The organism is Rhizobium leguminosarum bv. trifolii WSM2297 (assembly GCF_000271845.1).
Map to the genome: position 1 here is coordinate 868,404 of NZ_JH719395.1, position 16,151 is coordinate 884,554.

Consider the following 16,151-nt stretch of genomic DNA (forward strand, 5'->3'; position numbering starts at 1 on the left):
CCCCATTCGCAGCCGTTCAGGCCGCATCGATCGCTTTCGTCATGTCGACGAGTGTCCATCCTGGCCGATTAGGGTTCGGCCGGCGACCCGTTTCCTGAAACCCGAAGGCGCCATAAAGCGCGATATTCCGTTCCATAAGCGCATTCGTATAAAGCCGGATCTCCGGCACGGCCCATTCCCGCGCCTTGCCGTCTAGCCAGCGCAGCATCGCCAGCCCATGCCCAGCCCCCTGAAAGGCCGGCGAGACCGCGATGCTGAACAGCATGAGGTGATCGGAATGCCGCTCGACAACCACGAGGCCGGCCGTTTCGCAGCCGATCTCGCGCAGCCAGACCTCGCCGCGTTCGATCCGCAGCGTGTAGTCTTCTGTCACCGGGACCGGCGGAGCGCCGAAGAGCTCGGTATAGGGTCGATAGGCGGCGGCCGTCAGCGTCGCGATCGTTTTGAGATCATCGGGCGACGCCGGCCTCATCATTCCGCCGCAACTGCCTTCTTCGCCGGCCGCCGCTCCAGCAATTCCTTCAGGAAATGTCCGGTATAGGAGCGCTTTTCCTTGACGATCGCTTCGGGCGTGCCGACAGCCACGATCTCGCCGCCGCCATCGCCGCCTTCCGGGCCGAAATCGAGCACCCAGTCGGCAGTCTTGATGACTTCGAGATTATGCTCGATCACCACCACCGAATTACCCTGGTTGACCAGTTCGTGCAGCATTTCGAGCAGCTTGGCGACGTCGTGGAAATGCAGGCCGGTCGTCGGTTCGTCGAGAATATAGAGCGTGCGCCCCGTCGACCGTTTCGACAGCTCCTTGGCGAGCTTGACGCGCTGCGCCTCGCCGCCCGAGAGCGTGTTGGCCTGCTGCCCGACCTTGATATAACCGAGGCCGACATCCTTCAGCGATTGCAGCTTGTCGCGCACCGCCGGCACCGCCGCGAAGAAATCGACGCCTTCCTCAACCGTCATGTCGAGCACGTCGGCGATCGACTTCTGCTTGAAGGTGACGTCGAGCGTCTCTCTGTTATAGCGCTTGCCGTGACAAACGTCGCAGGTGACGTAGACATCGGGCAGGAAGTGCATCTCGATCTTGATGACGCCGTCGCCCTGGCAGGCTTCGCAGCGTCCGCCCTTGACGTTGAAGGAGAAGCGGCCGGGCTGGTAGCCGCGCGCCTTGGCCTCCGGCAGGCCGGCGAACCAGTCACGGATCGGCGTGAAGGCGCCGGTATAGGTCGCCGGGTTGGAGCGCGGCGTGCGGCCGATCGGCGATTGATCGATGTCGATCACCTTGTCGATATGCTCGAAGCCGTCGATACGATCGTGATCGGCCGGGTTTTCACGCGCGCCCATGACCCGCCTTGCCGCCGATTTATAGAGCGTCTCGATCAGGAAGGTCGATTTGCCGCCGCCGGAAACGCCGGTCACCGCCGTGAACACCCCGAGCGGGATCGATGCCGTGACGTTCTTCAGATTGTTGCCGCGGGCGCCGACCACCTTGATCTCGCGACCCTTCTTCTGCTTGCGGCGCTCGTTGGGAACGGGAACGCCGAGTTCGCCCGAGAGGTATTTGCCGGTCAGCGACATCGGACTGTCCATGATATCCTGCGGCGTGCCGTGGGCGATAACCTGGCCGCCATGAATGCCGGCGGCCGGGCCGATATCGACCACGTCGTCGGCCGTCATGATCGCGTCCTCGTCATGTTCGACGACGATGACCGTGTTGCCGATGTCGCGCAGATGCTTCAGCGTGTCGAGCAGCCGGGCATTGTCGCGCTGATGCAGGCCGATCGACGGCTCGTCGAGCACATAGAGCACGCCGGTCAGCCCAGAGCCGATCTGCGAGGCCAACCGGATGCGCTGGCTTTCGCCGCCAGACAGCGTGCCGGAGTTGCGCGACAGGCTGAGATATTCCAGGCCGACATCGTTGAGGAAGCGCAGCCGGTCGCGGATTTCCTTGAGGATGCGCACGGCAATCTCGTTCTGCTTGGCGTTGAAGCTCGCCGGCAGCGTCTCGAACCAGTCGCGGGCGATGCGGATCGACATGCCGGTGACTTCGCCGATATGCAGCGTGTCGATCTTTACCGCCAGCGCTTCCGGCTTCAGGCGGAAACCGTTGCAGGAAGGGCAGGGGGCAGCCGACATGAAGCGCTCGATATCTTCGCGCGCCCAGGCGGAATCGGTCTCCTTCCAGCGGCGCTCGAGATTGGTGATGATGCCCTCGAAATTCTTATGCGTCGTATAGGAGCGCGCGCCGTCGGCGTAATGGAATTCGATCTTGTCCTCGGTGCCGTTGAGGATGACGTCCTTGGCTTCGTCAGACAGATCGTTCCAGCGGGTGCCGAGCTTGAAGCCGTAATGTTTGCCGAGCGCTTCCAGCGTCTGGTTGTAATAGGGCGAGGTCGATTTGGCCCAAGGGGCGATCGCCCCGTCGCGCAGCGTCCGCTCGGGTTCGGGCACGATCAGGTCCGGATCGATCTTCTGCTGGGCGCCGAGGCCGTCGCAGGTCGGGCAGGCGCCGAAGGGATTGTTGAAGGAAAATAGCCGCGGCTCGATCTCCGGAATGGTGAAGCCGGAGACCGGGCAGGCGAATTTCTCCGAAAACAGCACGCGCTCATGCGTCTCGTTCAGCGACTTGTTGGCCGAGCCGCCGGCCGAAGTCTCTTCCGGCGGCAGCGGCTTGTCGGCGAATTCGGCAACCGCCAGCCCGTCGGCGAGCTTCAAGCAAGTCTCCAGGCTGTCGGCCAGGCGGGCCGAGACATCTGAACGCACGACGATGCGGTCGACCACCACGTCGATATCGTGCTTGTATTTCTTGTCGAGCACCGGCGCCTCGGCGATCTCGTAGAACTGGCCGTCGACCTTGACGCGCTGGAAGCCTTTCTTCATCAGCTCCGCCAGTTCCTTCTTGTATTCGCCCTTGCGCCCGCGCACGAGCGGCGCGAGAATATAAAGACGGGTGCCCTCGCCGAAATCGAGAATGCGATCGACCATCTGGCTGACCGTCTGGCTCTCGATCGGCAGGCCGGTCGCCGGTGAATAGGGAACGCCGACGCGGGCAAACAGCAGGCGCATATAATCGTAAATCTCGGTGACGGTGCCGACCGTCGAGCGCGGATTGCGCGAGGTGGTCTTCTGCTCGATCGAGATTGCCGGTGACAGCCCGTCGATCTGGTCGACGTCGGGCTTCTGCATCATTTCGAGGAACTGCCGGGCATAGGCCGACAGGCTCTCGACATAACGGCGCTGGCCCTCGGCATAGATCGTGTCGAAGGCAAGCGAAGATTTGCCGGAGCCTGACAGCCCGGTCATGACGATCAGCTTGTTGCGCGGCAGATCGAGATCGATGCCCTTGAGATTGTGCTCGCGCGCGCCGCGGATGGAGATCGTCTTCAGTTCGCTCATCGTCTCAGCTTTGGTCCTTTGGGATAACAGCCCTTATTTAGTGATGCCGACCGGCGAGTCGAGGCTGAATGTCCGCAACACTGAAGGTTTTCGATTCTGTTGACAGGATCATACGGATAAACTAGAACAAATAAAGAACAAAATTCCTGATGGATGCATGTGGCGTTCTGATGGATAAAGATGTGGATTAAAGACCGTTCATGCGCATCGGCGGTCCGTGATGGTTTAAGGTGCGCCGATCGATTGAAACGCCGCCGGGCAGGGCGGCAGGCAGGGTGAGAAGCATGGCTGGTAGCGTAAACAAGGTAATTCTGATTGGAAATGTCGGTGCGGACCCGGAAATCCGCCGTACTCAGGATGGCCGGCCGATCGCCAATCTTCGCATCGCGACCTCGGAGACCTGGCGCGACCGCAATTCCGGCGAGCGCCGCGAAAAGACCGAATGGCACACCGTCGTCGTCTTCAACGAAGGCCTCTGCAAGGTCGTCGAGCAATATGTGAAGAAGGGCGCCAAGCTCTATATCGAAGGCCAGCTGCAGACCCGCAAGTGGCAGGACCAGCAGGGCCAGGACCGCTACTCCACGGAAGTGGTGCTGCAGGGCTTCGGTTCGACCCTGACCATGCTCGACGGCCGCGGCGAAGGCGGCGGTGCAAGCTCCAGCGGCGGCCGTGGCGGCAGCAGCAACAATGATTACGGCGACGATTACGGCGCCCCGGCTCCCTCTTCATCGCCCAGCCGCGGCGGTGGCGGCGGAGGCAACTTCTCGCGGGATCTCGACGACGACATCCCGTTCTGATCGGTAGGCTTTGCTGGTTCTATGAATTATCCGAGAGCATGACGTCTTTAACGGCGTCATGCTTTTTTGATCTCGCGGCAGAGGCCGCGTTTCAATGCGGCGTCGCGCTGATGAGATTGAGCGCCGCTTTCGCGCCGTCGACGACGAATTGCACCGCAAGCGCGGCGAGGATGACGCCGAGGAGCCGTGTCAGGATCGCCCGGCCGGTGACGCCGAGGAAACGGTCGAGCCTTTCGGCGATCAGCAGCATCAGGAAGGTCAGCAGCAGATTGGCGGCAATGACGCCGATCAGCTGGGCCTTTCCGATGGAGGTAGCAAGCGTGCCGGCGAGCAGGATCGTCGCCGAGATCGCACCCGGGCCGGCGATTAGCGGCAAGGCGAGGGGGAAAACGGCGATATTCTCGATATGATCCTTGGTGACGGCAGCCTCGCTGGCCTTCTCCTTGCGCTCCTGGCGCCGCTCGAACACCATCTCGAAGGCGATCCAGAAGAGCAGCAGCCCGCCGGCGATGCGGAAGGCGCCGATCGAGATGCCGAGCACGCCGAGAACGCTTGCGCCGAACAGGGCGAAGACGGCGAGGATGATGAAGGCGATGGTCGAGCCGCGCAGCGCCACCTGCGTGCGCTCGGCACGGCTCATGCCCGTCGTCAGTCCCAGGAAAATCGGTGCCAGCCCCGGCGGGTCGATGGTGACGAGCAGCGTCGTGAAGGCGTTGATCAATAGGTCGGCGCTTGCCATCGTCTCTCCGGAAGCCCATATGGTCACGTGGTTTTTATGATTGTGAAGCGGGGATTCCGATTTGGCAAATATCCCGCGGCCGTCGGCGGCGGATTTGTCCGCTCCGGCCCCGCGACTTGCATGTTTTACCCTCTTTAAGCCGCAAAAGCCTGTTCAAAACGCCCTGTGAAAATGGCGCGGGAACAGGCTTTCCGCTATAAATCTTCAAGTGATTCTAGAAGAGATCGTGATCTGTTTTGACTGAGCAAACACCCCCCGGCGGCGGGAAGCTCCCGCCAGGCATCGAGCCCATCTCCATCATGGAGGAAATGCAGCGGTCGTATCTCGATTACGCCATGAGCGTCATCGTCAGCCGCGCGCTGCCCGACGTGCGCGACGGCCTGAAGCCCGTGCACCGGCGCATCCTCTACGGCATGTCCGAGCTCGGCATCGACTGGAACAAGAAATACGTCAAATGCGCCCGCGTCACCGGTGACGTGATGGGTAAATTCCATCCACACGGCAATTCCGCGATCTACGATGCGCTCGCCCGTATGGCCCAGCCCTGGTCGCTGCGTCTGCCGCTGATCGACGGCCAGGGCAATTTCGGGTCGGTCGATGGTGATCCGCCGGCGGCCGAACGCTACACCGAATGCCGCCTCGAAAAGGCTGCCCATTCGCTGCTCGACGACCTCGACAAGGAAACTGTCGATTTCCGCGATAACTATGACGGCACGCTTTCCGAGCCGGTCGTGGTGCCGGCCAAGTTCCCGAACCTGCTGGTCAACGGCGCCGGCGGCATCGCTGTCGGCATGGCGACCAATATCCCGCCGCATAATCTCTCCGAAGTCATCGACGGCTGCATCGCACTGATCAACGATCCGGCCATCGAGCTGACGGACCTGATACAGATCATTCCCGGCCCCGACTTCCCGACGGGTGCGAAGATCCTCGGCCGTGCCGGTATCCGCTCAGCCTATGAGACCGGCCGCGGTTCGGTCATCATGCGGGGCGTCGCCGCCATCGAGCCGATGCGCGGCGACCGCGAGCAGATCATCATCACCGAGATTCCCTATCAGGTGAACAAGGCGACGATGATCGAGAAGATGGCCGAACTGGTGCGCGATAAGCGCATCGAAGGCATCTCCGACCTGCGCGACGAATCCGACCGCCAGGGTTATCGCGTCGTCGTCGAGCTGAAGCGCGACGCCAATGCCGAGGTCATCCTCAACCAGCTCTATCGCTACACGCCGTTGCAGACATCCTTCGGCTGCAACATGGTGGCGCTGAACGGCGGCAAGCCGGAACAGCTGACGCTGCTCGACATGCTGCGCGCATTCGTCTCCTTCCGCGAAGAAGTCGTTAGCCGGAGAACCAAATTCCTGCTGCGCAAGGCACGTGACCGTGCCCATGTATTGGTCGGCCTCGCCATTGCCGTCGCCAATATCGACGAAGTCATCCGCGTCATCCGCCAGGCGCCCGATCCGCAGTCGGCCCGCGAAGAGCTGATGACCCGCCGCTGGCCGGCCGAAGATGTCGAAAGTCTGATCCGTCTGATCGACGATCCGCGCCACCGCATCAACGAGGACCTGACCTACAATCTCTCCGAAGAGCAGGCCCGCGCCATCCTCGAACTGCGTCTTGCCCGCCTGACGGCGCTTGGCCGCGATGAAATCGGCGACGAACTCAACAAAATCGGCGAAGAAATCAAGGATTACCTCGATATTCTCTCCTCGCGCGTCCGCATCCAGACGATCGTCAAGGATGAACTCATCGCCGTCCGCGACGAATTCGGCACGCCGCGCCGCACCGAGATCGTCGATGGCGGCCTCGAAATGGACGACGAGGATCTGATTGCCCGCGAGGACATGGTCGTCACCGTCTCGCATCTCGGTTATATCAAGCGCGTGCCGCTGACCACCTATCGCGCCCAGCGCCGCGGCGGCAAGGGCCGCTCCGGCATGACCACGCGCGATGAGGATTTCGTTAGCCGGCTATTTGTGGTCAATACCCATACGCCGGTTCTGTTCTTCTCCTCGCGCGGCATCGTCTACAAGGAGAAGGTCTGGCGCCTGCCGATCGGCACGCCGACCTCGCGCGGCAAGGCGCTGATCAACATGCTGCCGCTGGCACCCGGCGAGCGCATCACCACGATCCTGCCCTTGCCCGAGGACGAGGAGAGCTGGGATAATCTCGACGTGATGTTCTCGACGACGCGCGGCACGGTTCGCCGCAACAAGTTGTCGGATTTCGTCCAGGTCAACCGCAACGGCAAGATCGCCATGAAGCTCGAGGAGGAGGGCGATGAAATCCTCTCCGTCGAGACCTGCACGGAACATGACGACGTGCTGCTGACAACGGCGCTCGGCCAGTGCATCCGCTTCTCCGTCGACGACGTTCGCGTCTTTGCCGGCCGCAACTCGATCGGCGTGCGCGGCATCAGCCTTGCCGGCGGCGACCGCATCATCTCGATGACCATCGTCCGCCATGTCGATGCCCAGCCGTGGGAACGCGCCGCCTATCTGAAGCGCGCCGCCAACGACCGGCGCCTGACGACCGGCGAGGCCGAGGAAATCGCGCTGGTTGGCGAGGAAGTCACCGAAGGGGGACAACTCTCCGACGAGCGTTACGAGGAACTGAAGGCGCTCGAGCAGTTCGTGCTCACCGTCTCCGAGAAGGGCTTCGGCAAGCGTTCCTCATCCTATGACTTCCGCATCTCCGGCCGCGGCGGCAAGGGCATCCGCGCCACCGACACGTCGAAAACCAGCGAGATCGGCGAACTGGTGGCTGCCTTCCCCGTTGATGACGGCGACCAGATCATGCTGGTTTCCGATGGCGGCCAGTTGATCCGCGTGCCGGTCGGCGGCATCCGCATCGCCAGCCGCGCCACCAAGGGCGTCACCATCTTCTCGACGCACAAGGATGAAAAGGTCGTCTCGGTCGAGCGCATCAGCGAGCCGGAGGAAGAGGAGACGGAGGAGGCTGTCGAACTCGCCGAAGGTGCTGCTCCTACCGACGAAGGGGCTGCCGGCGAAGTGCCGAGTGCCGATGGTGATCCTGCTGGGCCCACCGAGGAATAATCAGATGAACGGGGCGGCTTCGGGCCGCCCTTTTCTTTTCAAGCCGCCTTTTCTTTTCAACCGGAGATGGCTGAAGACAACGCCCAAAGAAAAAGCCGGACGCTGGGTGCATCCGGCTTTGAAAGGCCTTGGGCAGCGGAAGGGTGCCGCTCAAGGTGGGGAAGGGGTTGGAAAAAGGAACGTCAGAACGCTCTATGTTTTTCGTTCAGCGCCTTGACCTCTTCACCTTCGCGCCGGAGCGCTGATATCGTGGAGGCTACAGACACTATGAACATGACACTGAGGAGGGCGGTGAGCACTGTCAAGATCGTGAACATAGGCATTCCTTTCCTGGGGAGTTGCGTTTGCGCCCCTCAGTACTGGCCCAGTACGGCCGTCCGGGCCGAAGCATAGGGACCATAAACCTTGGACGTATCAACCTTCTGATCATAGAGAGCGACAGTTGCGGTTAGCATGCCCGTGACCATTACCATCCAGAGCACGTTAATCATCGTAATCTTGCCGGGCATCTTTAGTCCTTCCTGCCGCGATAATCGCATCTATGTGTCGGTTGAATGAACGCATCCGTTTTAAAATGGTTCCGCCGGATGTTGAGGCGGTGTTTAGCAATGCCGATCTGAAGCCTCCTTGAATGTCTCGTTCATCTGGCGTTCAGATTCGCGGCCCGGTTTTTTTCACGCAGGCGACCTTGGGCCCGTACAATCGCCGCATGCTGGGCAAGCTCGGGCCGCACCCAGCTTACCTCGTAGCGATCGGCGAAATAGCCATAGGCCATCTCGACGGCGAGCGAGGAAACGACGGCAAGTGCAACAAGCACGATCAGCATGGGTCTGGTCTTTCGGGGAGCGCCGGCTGCCGGAATGGCATCGGCCGCGTTGATGATTTGAATAAAGCAGATCCTGTCTGAAACCGCCTTGAACGGGTCATTCATCCGCCGTTCAACCGTCCGGGACGATTGCCCAAATCACTTGCGGGAAGGCGGCATCCGTGACAAAAGGCGTCAAACCAACGGTCGGGCCAGATGACGACAGCTTTTTATCCGGGGTCCTTCGACCCGATCACCAACGGGCATGTGGATGTTCTGGTCCAGGCGCTGAACGTCGCCGAAAAGGTGATCGTCGCGATCGGCACCCATCCCGGCAAGGCGCCGCTGTTTTCCTTCGAGGAGAGGGCCGAGCTGATCCGCCTTTCGCTCGCCGCAACGCTGCCCGGTAAGACGGGCGACATATCAGTCGTCGCCTTCGACAATCTGGTTGTCGACGCCGCCCGCGCCCATGGCGCCACGCTTCTGATCCGCGGTCTTCGCGACGGCACCGATCTTGATTACGAAATGCAGATGGCTGGCATGAACAGGACGATGGCGCCCGATATCCAGACCATCTTTTTGCCGGCGGGCACGGCCTCGCGGCCCATTACCGCCACATTGGTCCGCCAGATCGCCGCCATGGGCGGCGATGTCAGCGCCTTCGTGCCGGCCGCCGTCCTACAAGCCCTCACATCCAAGCGCCAAAATTAACAGCTACAAAGACTTGCAAGACAAAGACGAGCAAGCGCAAAGACCAGGCGGAACCCGCCGCAATGGAGCCCACATGAAACTCTTTTATCTCGCATTTGCCGGCGTATTGTATCTCGCCTCCTTCGCCGGCGATGCCTTCGCCCAGTCGGCCGATCATTATCTCACCATTCAGTTGAAGAACGGCCCCGTCGTCATCCAGCTCATGCCTGAGGTGGCGCCGAAGCATGTCGCCCAGATCGAGGCGCTGGCCAAGAAGGGCGAATACGACAACGTCGCCTTCCACCGCGTCATCGAGGGCTTCATGGCCCAGACCGGCGACGTCAAATACGGCAACATGGAAAAGGGCTTCGATGCCAGCCTTGCCGGCACCGGCTCCTCCGACATGCCCGATATTCCGGCTGAATTCTCCAAGACCCCGTTCGTACGCGGCACGGTCGGCATGGCCCGCTCGCAGGATCCGAATTCCGCCAATTCGCAGTTCTTCATCATGTTCGCCGACGGCTCCTTCCTCAACGGCCAGTACACCGTCGTCGGCAAGGTCGTGTCCGGCATGGAGAATGTCGACAAGATCAAGCGCGGCGAAGGCCAGAACGGCGAAGTCAAAAGTCCCGACCGGATGATCAAGGTCACCCTGGGCAAGAAGTAAGTTACCAGAGAAACAAGAGGAGAAGATTATGGCCGAGATCAAGGATCCCGAAAACACCATCATTCTGGAAACCACCAAGGGCAAGGTTGTCATTCAGCTTCTGCCGCAGGTCGCCCCCGAGCATGTCGCCCGCATCAAGGAACTCGCCCGCGAGAATGCCTATGACGGCGTCGTCTTCCACCGCGTCATCCAGGATTTCATGGCCCAAACGGGCGATGTCGAATTCGGCAAGAAGGGTTCTGAAACCTTCAATCCCGGCCGCGCCGGCATGGGCGGCTCTTCCAAGCCGGATCTGAAGGCTGAATTCTCCGCCACCACGCATACGCGCGGCACCTGCTCGATGGCCCGTTCGCAGAACCCGAACTCCGCCAATTCGCAGTTCTTCATCTGCTTCACCGACGCGCCCTGGCTGAACAAGCAGTATTCCGTCTGGGGCCAGGTCATCGAAGGCATGGACAACGTCGACAAGATCAAGCGCGGCGAGCCGGTTTCCGATCCGGACTCGATCGTCTCGATGCGGGTTGCCGCCGACGTCTGATTGTGATTTCTGCTGAAACCCGCTCTTGCGTGACCGCGCGAGGGCGGGTTTCGCTTTGAAAGTGCCCTTATGCGCGTAGACCTTTTCGATTTCGATCTGCCCGATGAACGCATCGCGCTGCGGCCCGCCGAGCCGCGTGACAGCGCGCGCCTGCTCGTCGTTGATTCCAATGCGGGCAACACGCTCTCCGATCATCACGTCGGCGAGCTGCCGTCCTTCCTGCGGGCAGGCGACGCGCTGGTCTTCAACGATACCAAAGTCATTCCCGCCCAGCTCGAAGGCGTCCGCCACCGCGACGGCGCCGGCGGCCAGCAAGTGTCGGCGACGCTGCACATGCGCGTCGGCCCGAGTCGCTGGAAGGCCTTTGCCAAGCCCGGCAAGCGTATCAAGGAAGGTGACCGCATCGCCTTCGGCCATAGCGGCGAAAGCTGCTTCCTCGGCTCGCTCGATGCCACCGTCGAGGAAAAGGGTGAGGCCGGCGAGGTGACGCTCGCCTTCGATCTTTCCGGCCCGGCGCTCGACGAGGCGATCGCCGCCGTCGGCCATATTCCGCTGCCGCCCTATATCGCCGCCAAGCGCCCGGAGGACGACCGCGACCGCGCGGATTACCAGACGATCTATGCCCGCGAAGAGGGCGCCGTTGCTGCGCCGACCGCCGGCCTGCATTTCACGCCTGCGCTGTTCGAGGCGCTCGACAAGGCGGGCATCGAACGCCATTTCGTCACGCTGCATGTCGGCGCCGGCACCTTCCTGCCGGTGAAGGCGGACGATACCGCCGATCACCGGATGCATCTGGAAAGCGGCACCGTCAGCGCTGAGACCGCCGCACGGCTGAACGCCGTGAAGGCAAGGGGCGGGCGCATCGTCTGCGTCGGCACCACCTCGCTGCGGCTGATCGAAAGTGCAGCTGGGGAAAGCGGCGAGATCCGCGGCTGGAGCGGCGCCACCGGCATTTTCATCACGCCCGGCTACCGCTTCAAGGCGGTCGATATGCTGATGACCAATTTCCACCTACCGCGCTCGACGCTGTTCATGCTGGTCTCGGCCTTTTCAGGCTTCGAGACCATGCATGCGGCCTATAAACACGCCATTTCGACAGGCTACCGCTTCTACTCCTACGGCGACGCGAGCCTTCTTTTCCGGAAAGACTAAATGACAGAGAAATTCCAATTCACGTTGAAGAAGACTGATGCCGGCGCCCGGCTTGGCGAGATTTCCATGCCGCGCGGCACGATCCGCACGCCGGCCTTCATGCCTGTCGGCACGGTGGGAACCGTCAAGGCGATGTATCTCGACCAGGTGCGTGAGACCGGCGCCGACATCATCCTCGGCAATACCTATCATCTGATGCTGCGCCCGAGCGCCGAGCGCGTCGCCCGCCTCGGCGGCCTGCACAAGCTGATCCGTTGGGAGCACCCGATCCTGACGGATTCCGGCGGTTTCCAGGTCATGTCGCTCTCCGGCCTGCGCAAGCTCGACGAGCGGGGCGTCACCTTCAAATCGCATGTCGACGGCAGCCTGCATCATATGTCGCCGGAGCGCTCCATCGAAATCCAGGGCCTGCTCGGCTCCGACATCCAGATGCAGCTCGACGAATGCGTGGCGCTGCCGGCCGAGCCGAAGGAGATCGAACGCGCCATGGAAATGTCGCTGCGCTGGGCCGAGCGCTGCCGGATCGCCTTCGGCGAACAGCCGGGGAAGGCGATGTTCGGCATCGTCCAGGGCGGTGACATCCCGGCGCTGCGCGTCCGTTCGGCCGAGGCGCTGAGCCAACTCGACCTCAAGGGATATGCGATCGGCGGCCTTGCCGTCGGCGAGCCGCAGGACGTCATGCTGCAGATGCTGGAAACGACGCTGCCGGTGCTGCCTCTGGAAAAACCGCGTTACCTCATGGGCGTCGGCACGCCGGACGATATCTTGAAGTCGGTCGCCCGCGGCATCGACATGTTCGACTGCGTCATGCCGACCCGTTCCGGACGCCACGGCCTGGCCTTTACCCGCCGCGGCAAGGTCAATATCCGCAATGCCCGCCATGCCGAGGATATGCGTCCGCTCGACGAACAGTCGAACTGCCCGGCCTCGCGCGACTATTCACGCGCCTATCTGCACCATCTCGTGCGCTCCAACGAGGCGCTGGGAGGCATGCTGCTTTCCTGGAACAATCTCGCTTATTACCAGGAATTGATGCAGGGCATCCGCAAGGCGATCGCCGAAGGCCGCTTCGCCGATTTCATGGCGGAAACGCAGGAGGAATGGGCGAGAGGCGATCTTCAGCCTGTATAATGCACTTCGGTCAATCAGGGAGCTGGTGTGCAGTTCCCGACATCGGCCGGCTTGACGCGGCCGGCCTGAAGATCGCTCCATTGCGGTATGGACGCATCGGGGCCACCGATCGATGCCTCAAACGCGGCACGGTCCAGCTTGATGAGCCGTCCGCTTGCCAGGATGCTCACCATCTCTTTCTTGCTGACATAAGCCAGGCTGGCGTCCAGCCGGCAAAAGAACCGCTTGCTGCCGTTCGAGAGGAGCCAGCCGTAGCCGCCGGCCTTCCCCTTGGTGAGTTTGCCGACGGCGTAATCCTGCCGTGCAAGCTTGGAAAAGGATTCCGCCTGCGCTGTAGCCGGCATGACGGCTAAGCCGAGCGCCGCAGCGGCGACCAAACACTTGAATGAAATAGGCATTGCGTTTCACCCCGGATAGAAAGACGTGGGTTCTCTACGTTCCGAGGCTGCCGGACACAACTCTGCAGGGATGCTTAATCCGCACGCGCTTAACGGACATGCGTCAAATGCCCTTGCTGTCGGCATCCGGCATGATCTGTACGCCGTTGATCCGGTAGCTGCCGTCAGGCTGGCGGGTGATCTGGTAGATCGCCGTCCAGTCCTTGCCGTCGCGGCCTGAGATCAGCACCTCGTGATAGATCAGCGCGCCGTTGTCGATCGAGCGGCTGCGGCCGAAGGCGTAGTTGCCGGGATGGTAAACCGGTTCGTAGCTCTTCTTCACCATGGCGAAGAACAGGTTCTTGTCGGGATACATCGCCCTGATGCCGGGAGCGGCAAAGGAATAGGCGGTCTCGGCATCATCTTTGAGGAAGGCCTTGATCTGCTCCTCGATCATCGTCCGCGTCGTATCAATCGGATCTTCGGCGCGGGCTGAGACGGTGGAGAGAATGGACGCGGCACACAGAAGGAAAACTGCGAAGAAGGCGCGCATGGGTGATCTCCGGCTCCATCAGGAAAGGATGCCTGATGGAGTAGAAGTGTAGGCGATTTTCCGTTTAGGGAAAGCTGATTTACGACCAACGCCGGAAGAGGGCGCTGGCATTCACCCCGCCGAAGCCGAAACCATTGGTAATGGCATAGTCCATCGCCACCGGCCGCGCCGTCTTGCCGACAATATCGATGCCGTCGGCATCAGGATCGGCCTGCTCCAGATTGCGGGTCGGCGGCGCGATCTGGTCGCGCAGCGCCAGGATGGTGAAGATCGCCTCCAGCCCGCCGGCGGCCCCGAGTAGATGGCCGGTCGCCGATTTCGTCGCGCTGACGGCAATGCCGCCGTTGCGGCCGAAGACCGTGCCGATCGCTGCAATCTCGCCTTTGTCGCCGACCGGCGTCGAGGTCGCGTGCGCATTGAGGTGCTTGACCTCCGAAGCCGGAATTTTCGCCTGCCGAAGGGCTGCCTCCATCGCCCTGCGCGCGCCATCGCCGTCTTCGGGGCCCGAGGTCATGTGATAGGCGTCTGCCGCCGTGCCGTAGCCGACGAGTTCGGCAAGCGGCGTCGCCCCGCGGGCCAGCGCGTGTTCGAGTGTTTCGATGACCAGGATGCCGGCGCCTTCGCCCATGACAAAACCGTCGCGCGCCGTGTCGAAGGGCCGTGACGCCAGTTCCGGAGTGTCGTTGAAACCGGTGGAAAGGGCACGCGCAGCGGCAAAGCCGCCGAGGCTCACCTTGTCGATACAGGCTTCGGCGCCGCCGCAGATCGCCACATCCGCTTCGCCCGAGCGGATCAGCCGCGCCGCATCGCCGATCGCCTGGACGCTGGCCGCACAGGCCGTCACCGGGGCGCCGAGCGGACCCTTGAAGCCGTAGCGGATGCTGACCTGGCCGGCGGCGAGATTGACGAGGAAGGAGGGCACGGTGAAGGGCGACAGCCGCCGCACGCCGCGCGCCTCACCGATCCGCACCGCCTCGGCAATGGCCGGAAAGCCGCCGACACCCGACGCGATGATCGTTGCAGTGCGTTCGCGTTTGCCGTCGTCGGTCGGCATCCAGCCGGCCTGCTTTACCGCTTCCTCCGTCGCCGCCATGGCGAAGTGGATGAAGCGGTCCATCTTCTTCTGGTCCTTGGGCGTGATGTAGCGGTCTGGATCAAAACCGGCCTCTGCATCCTCGGCGATGCCGGGGACGAGACCGCCGACCTTGGCCGGAAGTTCGCCGACGACATCGTCCGAAAGCACCCGCAGCCCCGATCCGCCGTCGAGAAGGCGCCTCCAGGCGGGTTCGACGCCGGTGCCGAGCGGCGACACAAGTCCCATGCCGGTGACAACGATGCGATCCATTCTATTCTCCTTTTAGGCGTCGATGCCGAGATACCAGGCGCGCATGCGGGCGATCCGCGCGTGCACCTCGTCGTCGGCGGCGGGGCCTGCAAGCAGGCTGGTGTTTTCGGGTGTCACCTGTTCGCCGGTCCGCGCGTCCACAAGCACCGTCTCGCGCGATTTGCCGGAGGCGGCATCGCCAAGCAGATAGGCGAGGTCTTCTTCCGGAATGTGCCGGCTGCCCCAGGAAAACAGCGTCATCAGCACCGGAAAGAAATCGCGGCCTTTGTCCGTCAGCACATATTCATAGCGGGCAGGTCGCTGATGGTAGAGACGCCGTTCGAACAGCCCCTGATCCGTCAGGTGCTTGAGCCGCCGCGTCAGGATATTCGGCGCCACGCCGAGGCTCTTCTGGAAACCGTCGAAGCGCGAAAGACCTTGAAAGGCGTCGCGCAGGATGAGGATGCTCCACCAGTCGCCGACGCTGTCGAGCGCACGCGCCGCCGGGCATTTGAAATCGCTGAAGCTCGTCCGTTGCATGCCGCAGTCACTATATCAGTGACTATCATCATGCAAGTGACTATCGCGCGTCGCCTTCGAAAATCCGGACGAGCAACACGCCGGCGACGAGCATGCCGGCCGCGACGAAGATCGTGTCGCCCGGTGTGCCGATGTAGAGCGGTCCGATATTGGCAAAGAGCAGAAAGGCGACGAGGAAATTCCCCCAACCCCAGAGGACATTCGCAATCGGCGAGCCGAGCTTGCCCCGTTGCGCGAACGGGATGCGGAAAGGCCTGCCGCTGACGCCGTTGACGAAATGCGGGATACCGTTGGTCAGAAAGGCCGCGGCGATGAAATGGACGATATAGGCGATCCAGGGCAAGAACTTCTCCAGTGCTGCTAGTGGCATCAATGGAGGAATGTGG

At 62.1% G+C, this 16,151-nt stretch carries 17 protein-coding genes; 7 read left to right on the forward strand and 10 right to left on the reverse strand.

Going from position 1 to position 16,151, the window contains the following annotated elements; translation table 11 throughout:
* Positions 1-16: 16 nt before the first annotated feature.
* A complete protein-coding gene (locus RLEG4DRAFT_RS19505) occupies positions 17-475 on the reverse strand; it encodes a GNAT family N-acetyltransferase (protein ID WP_003579247.1) in 459 nt (152 codons plus the stop codon).
* Positions 472-3,393 carry an excinuclease ABC subunit UvrA gene (gene uvrA / locus RLEG4DRAFT_RS19510; protein ID WP_003579248.1) on the reverse strand — a complete coding sequence of 974 codons (2,922 nt, stop codon included), beginning with the start codon at positions 3,391-3,393 and terminating at the stop codon, positions 472-474. The genes RLEG4DRAFT_RS19505 and uvrA overlap by 4 nt, the downstream gene beginning before the upstream one ends.
* 284 nt (positions 3,394-3,677) lie before the next feature.
* Between uvrA and RLEG4DRAFT_RS19515 the strand changes: the two genes are divergently transcribed.
* Positions 3,678-4,190: a single-stranded DNA-binding protein gene (locus RLEG4DRAFT_RS19515; protein ID WP_003579249.1), complete on the forward strand. Its 513-nt coding sequence runs from the start codon at positions 3,678-3,680 to the stop codon at positions 4,188-4,190.
* Between the two features lie 91 nt (positions 4,191-4,281).
* On the opposite strand, the gene RLEG4DRAFT_RS19520 is transcribed toward RLEG4DRAFT_RS19515, so the two are convergent.
* A complete protein-coding gene (locus RLEG4DRAFT_RS19520; protein ID WP_003579251.1) occupies positions 4,282-4,929 on the reverse strand; it encodes a MarC family protein in 648 nt (215 codons plus the stop codon).
* Between the two features lie 236 nt (positions 4,930-5,165).
* Here RLEG4DRAFT_RS19520 and gyrA point away from each other — a divergent pair, with 236 nt between their 5' ends.
* Positions 5,166-7,988: a DNA gyrase subunit A gene (gyrA, locus tag RLEG4DRAFT_RS19525; RefSeq protein ID WP_003579253.1), complete on the forward strand. Its 2,823-nt coding sequence runs from the start codon at positions 5,166-5,168 to the stop codon at positions 7,986-7,988.
* A 353-nt stretch (positions 7,989-8,341) separates the two neighbouring features.
* On the opposite strand, the gene RLEG4DRAFT_RS40935 is transcribed toward gyrA, so the two are convergent.
* Positions 8,342-8,497 carry a hypothetical protein gene (locus RLEG4DRAFT_RS40935; protein ID WP_003539654.1) on the reverse strand — a complete coding sequence of 52 codons (156 nt, stop codon included), beginning with the start codon at positions 8,495-8,497 and terminating at the stop codon, positions 8,342-8,344.
* A gap of 131 nt (positions 8,498-8,628) precedes the next feature.
* On the reverse strand, positions 8,629-8,919 hold the full coding sequence (locus RLEG4DRAFT_RS58695) for a hypothetical protein (protein WP_003579257.1): 291 nt from the start codon (positions 8,917-8,919) through the stop codon (positions 8,629-8,631).
* A 90-nt stretch (positions 8,920-9,009) separates the two neighbouring features.
* Here RLEG4DRAFT_RS58695 and coaD point away from each other — a divergent pair, with 90 nt between their 5' ends.
* The 5 genes from coaD (at position 9,010) to tgt (ending at position 12,971) form a co-directional block, all read left to right on the forward strand.
* Positions 9,010-9,504 (forward strand): pantetheine-phosphate adenylyltransferase, encoded by a 495-nt coding sequence (gene coaD / locus RLEG4DRAFT_RS19535; protein ID WP_003579259.1) that lies wholly within the window; start codon positions 9,010-9,012, stop codon positions 9,502-9,504.
* Between the two features lie 73 nt (positions 9,505-9,577).
* Positions 9,578-10,150, forward strand: coding sequence for a peptidylprolyl isomerase (locus RLEG4DRAFT_RS19540; protein WP_003579261.1), 573 nt, complete (start codon positions 9,578-9,580; stop codon positions 10,148-10,150).
* A 28-nt stretch (positions 10,151-10,178) separates the two neighbouring features.
* The gene (locus RLEG4DRAFT_RS19545; protein ID WP_003579263.1) at positions 10,179-10,688 is read left to right on the forward strand and encodes a peptidylprolyl isomerase; all 510 of its coding nucleotides are present in this window, start codon (positions 10,179-10,181) and stop codon (positions 10,686-10,688) included.
* 69 nt (positions 10,689-10,757) lie between these two features.
* A complete protein-coding gene (gene queA, locus RLEG4DRAFT_RS19550; RefSeq protein ID WP_003579265.1) occupies positions 10,758-11,840 on the forward strand; it encodes a tRNA preQ1(34) S-adenosylmethionine ribosyltransferase-isomerase QueA in 1,083 nt (360 codons plus the stop codon).
* Positions 11,841-12,971, forward strand: coding sequence for a tRNA guanosine(34) transglycosylase Tgt (gene tgt, locus RLEG4DRAFT_RS19555; protein WP_003579268.1), 1,131 nt, complete (start codon positions 11,841-11,843; stop codon positions 12,969-12,971).
* 14 nt (positions 12,972-12,985) lie between these two features.
* Here the strand turns inward: tgt and RLEG4DRAFT_RS19560 are convergent, their stop codons facing one another.
* The 5 genes from RLEG4DRAFT_RS19560 to RLEG4DRAFT_RS19580 all read right to left on the reverse strand — a co-directional run bounded on the left by RLEG4DRAFT_RS19560 (position 12,986) and on the right by RLEG4DRAFT_RS19580 (position 16,108).
* Positions 12,986-13,369, reverse strand: coding sequence for a hypothetical protein (locus tag RLEG4DRAFT_RS19560; protein WP_003579269.1), 384 nt, complete (start codon positions 13,367-13,369; stop codon positions 12,986-12,988).
* Between the two features lie 103 nt (positions 13,370-13,472).
* Entirely contained in the window at positions 13,473-13,901 is a 429-nt protein-coding gene (locus RLEG4DRAFT_RS19565) for a DUF4864 domain-containing protein (protein WP_003579271.1), read from the reverse strand.
* Positions 13,902-13,980: 79 nt separating this feature from the next.
* Positions 13,981-15,246: a beta-ketoacyl-ACP synthase II gene (gene fabF / locus RLEG4DRAFT_RS19570; protein ID WP_003579273.1), complete on the reverse strand. Its 1,266-nt coding sequence runs from the start codon at positions 15,244-15,246 to the stop codon at positions 13,981-13,983.
* Positions 15,247-15,258: 12 nt separating this feature from the next.
* Positions 15,259-15,765 (reverse strand): winged helix-turn-helix transcriptional regulator, encoded by a 507-nt coding sequence (locus RLEG4DRAFT_RS19575; protein WP_003579275.1) that lies wholly within the window; start codon positions 15,763-15,765, stop codon positions 15,259-15,261.
* A gap of 40 nt (positions 15,766-15,805) precedes the next feature.
* Entirely contained in the window at positions 15,806-16,108 is a 303-nt protein-coding gene (locus RLEG4DRAFT_RS19580; protein ID WP_003579277.1) for a hypothetical protein, read from the reverse strand.
* Positions 16,109-16,151 lie beyond the last annotated feature (43 nt).

What these genes read in the sequence shown, in the direction of transcription:
- RLEG4DRAFT_RS19505 (WP_003579247.1), bottom strand. Translation starts at nt 475, where the DNA reads ATGATGAGGCCGGCGTCGCCCGATGATCTCAAAACGATCGCGACGCTG.
- uvrA (WP_003579248.1), bottom strand. Translation starts at nt 3,393, where the DNA reads ATGAGCGAACTGAAGACGATCTCCATCCGCGGCGCGCGCGAGCACAAT.
- RLEG4DRAFT_RS19515 (WP_003579249.1), top strand. Translation starts at nt 3,678, where the DNA reads ATGGCTGGTAGCGTAAACAAGGTAATTCTGATTGGAAATGTCGGTGCG.
- RLEG4DRAFT_RS19520 (WP_003579251.1), bottom strand. Translation starts at nt 4,929, where the DNA reads ATGGCAAGCGCCGACCTATTGATCAACGCCTTCACGACGCTGCTCGTC.
- RLEG4DRAFT_RS40935 (WP_003539654.1), bottom strand. Translation starts at nt 8,497, where the DNA reads ATGCCCGGCAAGATTACGATGATTAACGTGCTCTGGATGGTAATGGTC.
- RLEG4DRAFT_RS58695 (WP_003579257.1), bottom strand. Translation starts at nt 8,919, where the DNA reads ATGAATGACCCGTTCAAGGCGGTTTCAGACAGGATCTGCTTTATTCAA.
- coaD (WP_003579259.1), top strand. Translation starts at nt 9,010, where the DNA reads ATGACGACAGCTTTTTATCCGGGGTCCTTCGACCCGATCACCAACGGG.
- RLEG4DRAFT_RS19540 (WP_003579261.1), top strand. Translation starts at nt 9,578, where the DNA reads ATGAAACTCTTTTATCTCGCATTTGCCGGCGTATTGTATCTCGCCTCC.
- RLEG4DRAFT_RS19545 (WP_003579263.1), top strand. Translation starts at nt 10,179, where the DNA reads ATGGCCGAGATCAAGGATCCCGAAAACACCATCATTCTGGAAACCACC.
- queA (WP_003579265.1), top strand. Translation starts at nt 10,758, where the DNA reads ATGCGCGTAGACCTTTTCGATTTCGATCTGCCCGATGAACGCATCGCG.
- tgt (WP_003579268.1), top strand. Translation starts at nt 11,841, where the DNA reads ATGACAGAGAAATTCCAATTCACGTTGAAGAAGACTGATGCCGGCGCC.
- RLEG4DRAFT_RS19560 (WP_003579269.1), bottom strand. Translation starts at nt 13,369, where the DNA reads ATGCCTATTTCATTCAAGTGTTTGGTCGCCGCTGCGGCGCTCGGCTTA.
- RLEG4DRAFT_RS19565 (WP_003579271.1), bottom strand. Translation starts at nt 13,901, where the DNA reads ATGCGCGCCTTCTTCGCAGTTTTCCTTCTGTGTGCCGCGTCCATTCTC.
- fabF (WP_003579273.1), bottom strand. Translation starts at nt 15,246, where the DNA reads ATGGATCGCATCGTTGTCACCGGCATGGGACTTGTGTCGCCGCTCGGC.
- RLEG4DRAFT_RS19575 (WP_003579275.1), bottom strand. Translation starts at nt 15,765, where the DNA reads ATGCAACGGACGAGCTTCAGCGATTTCAAATGCCCGGCGGCGCGTGCG.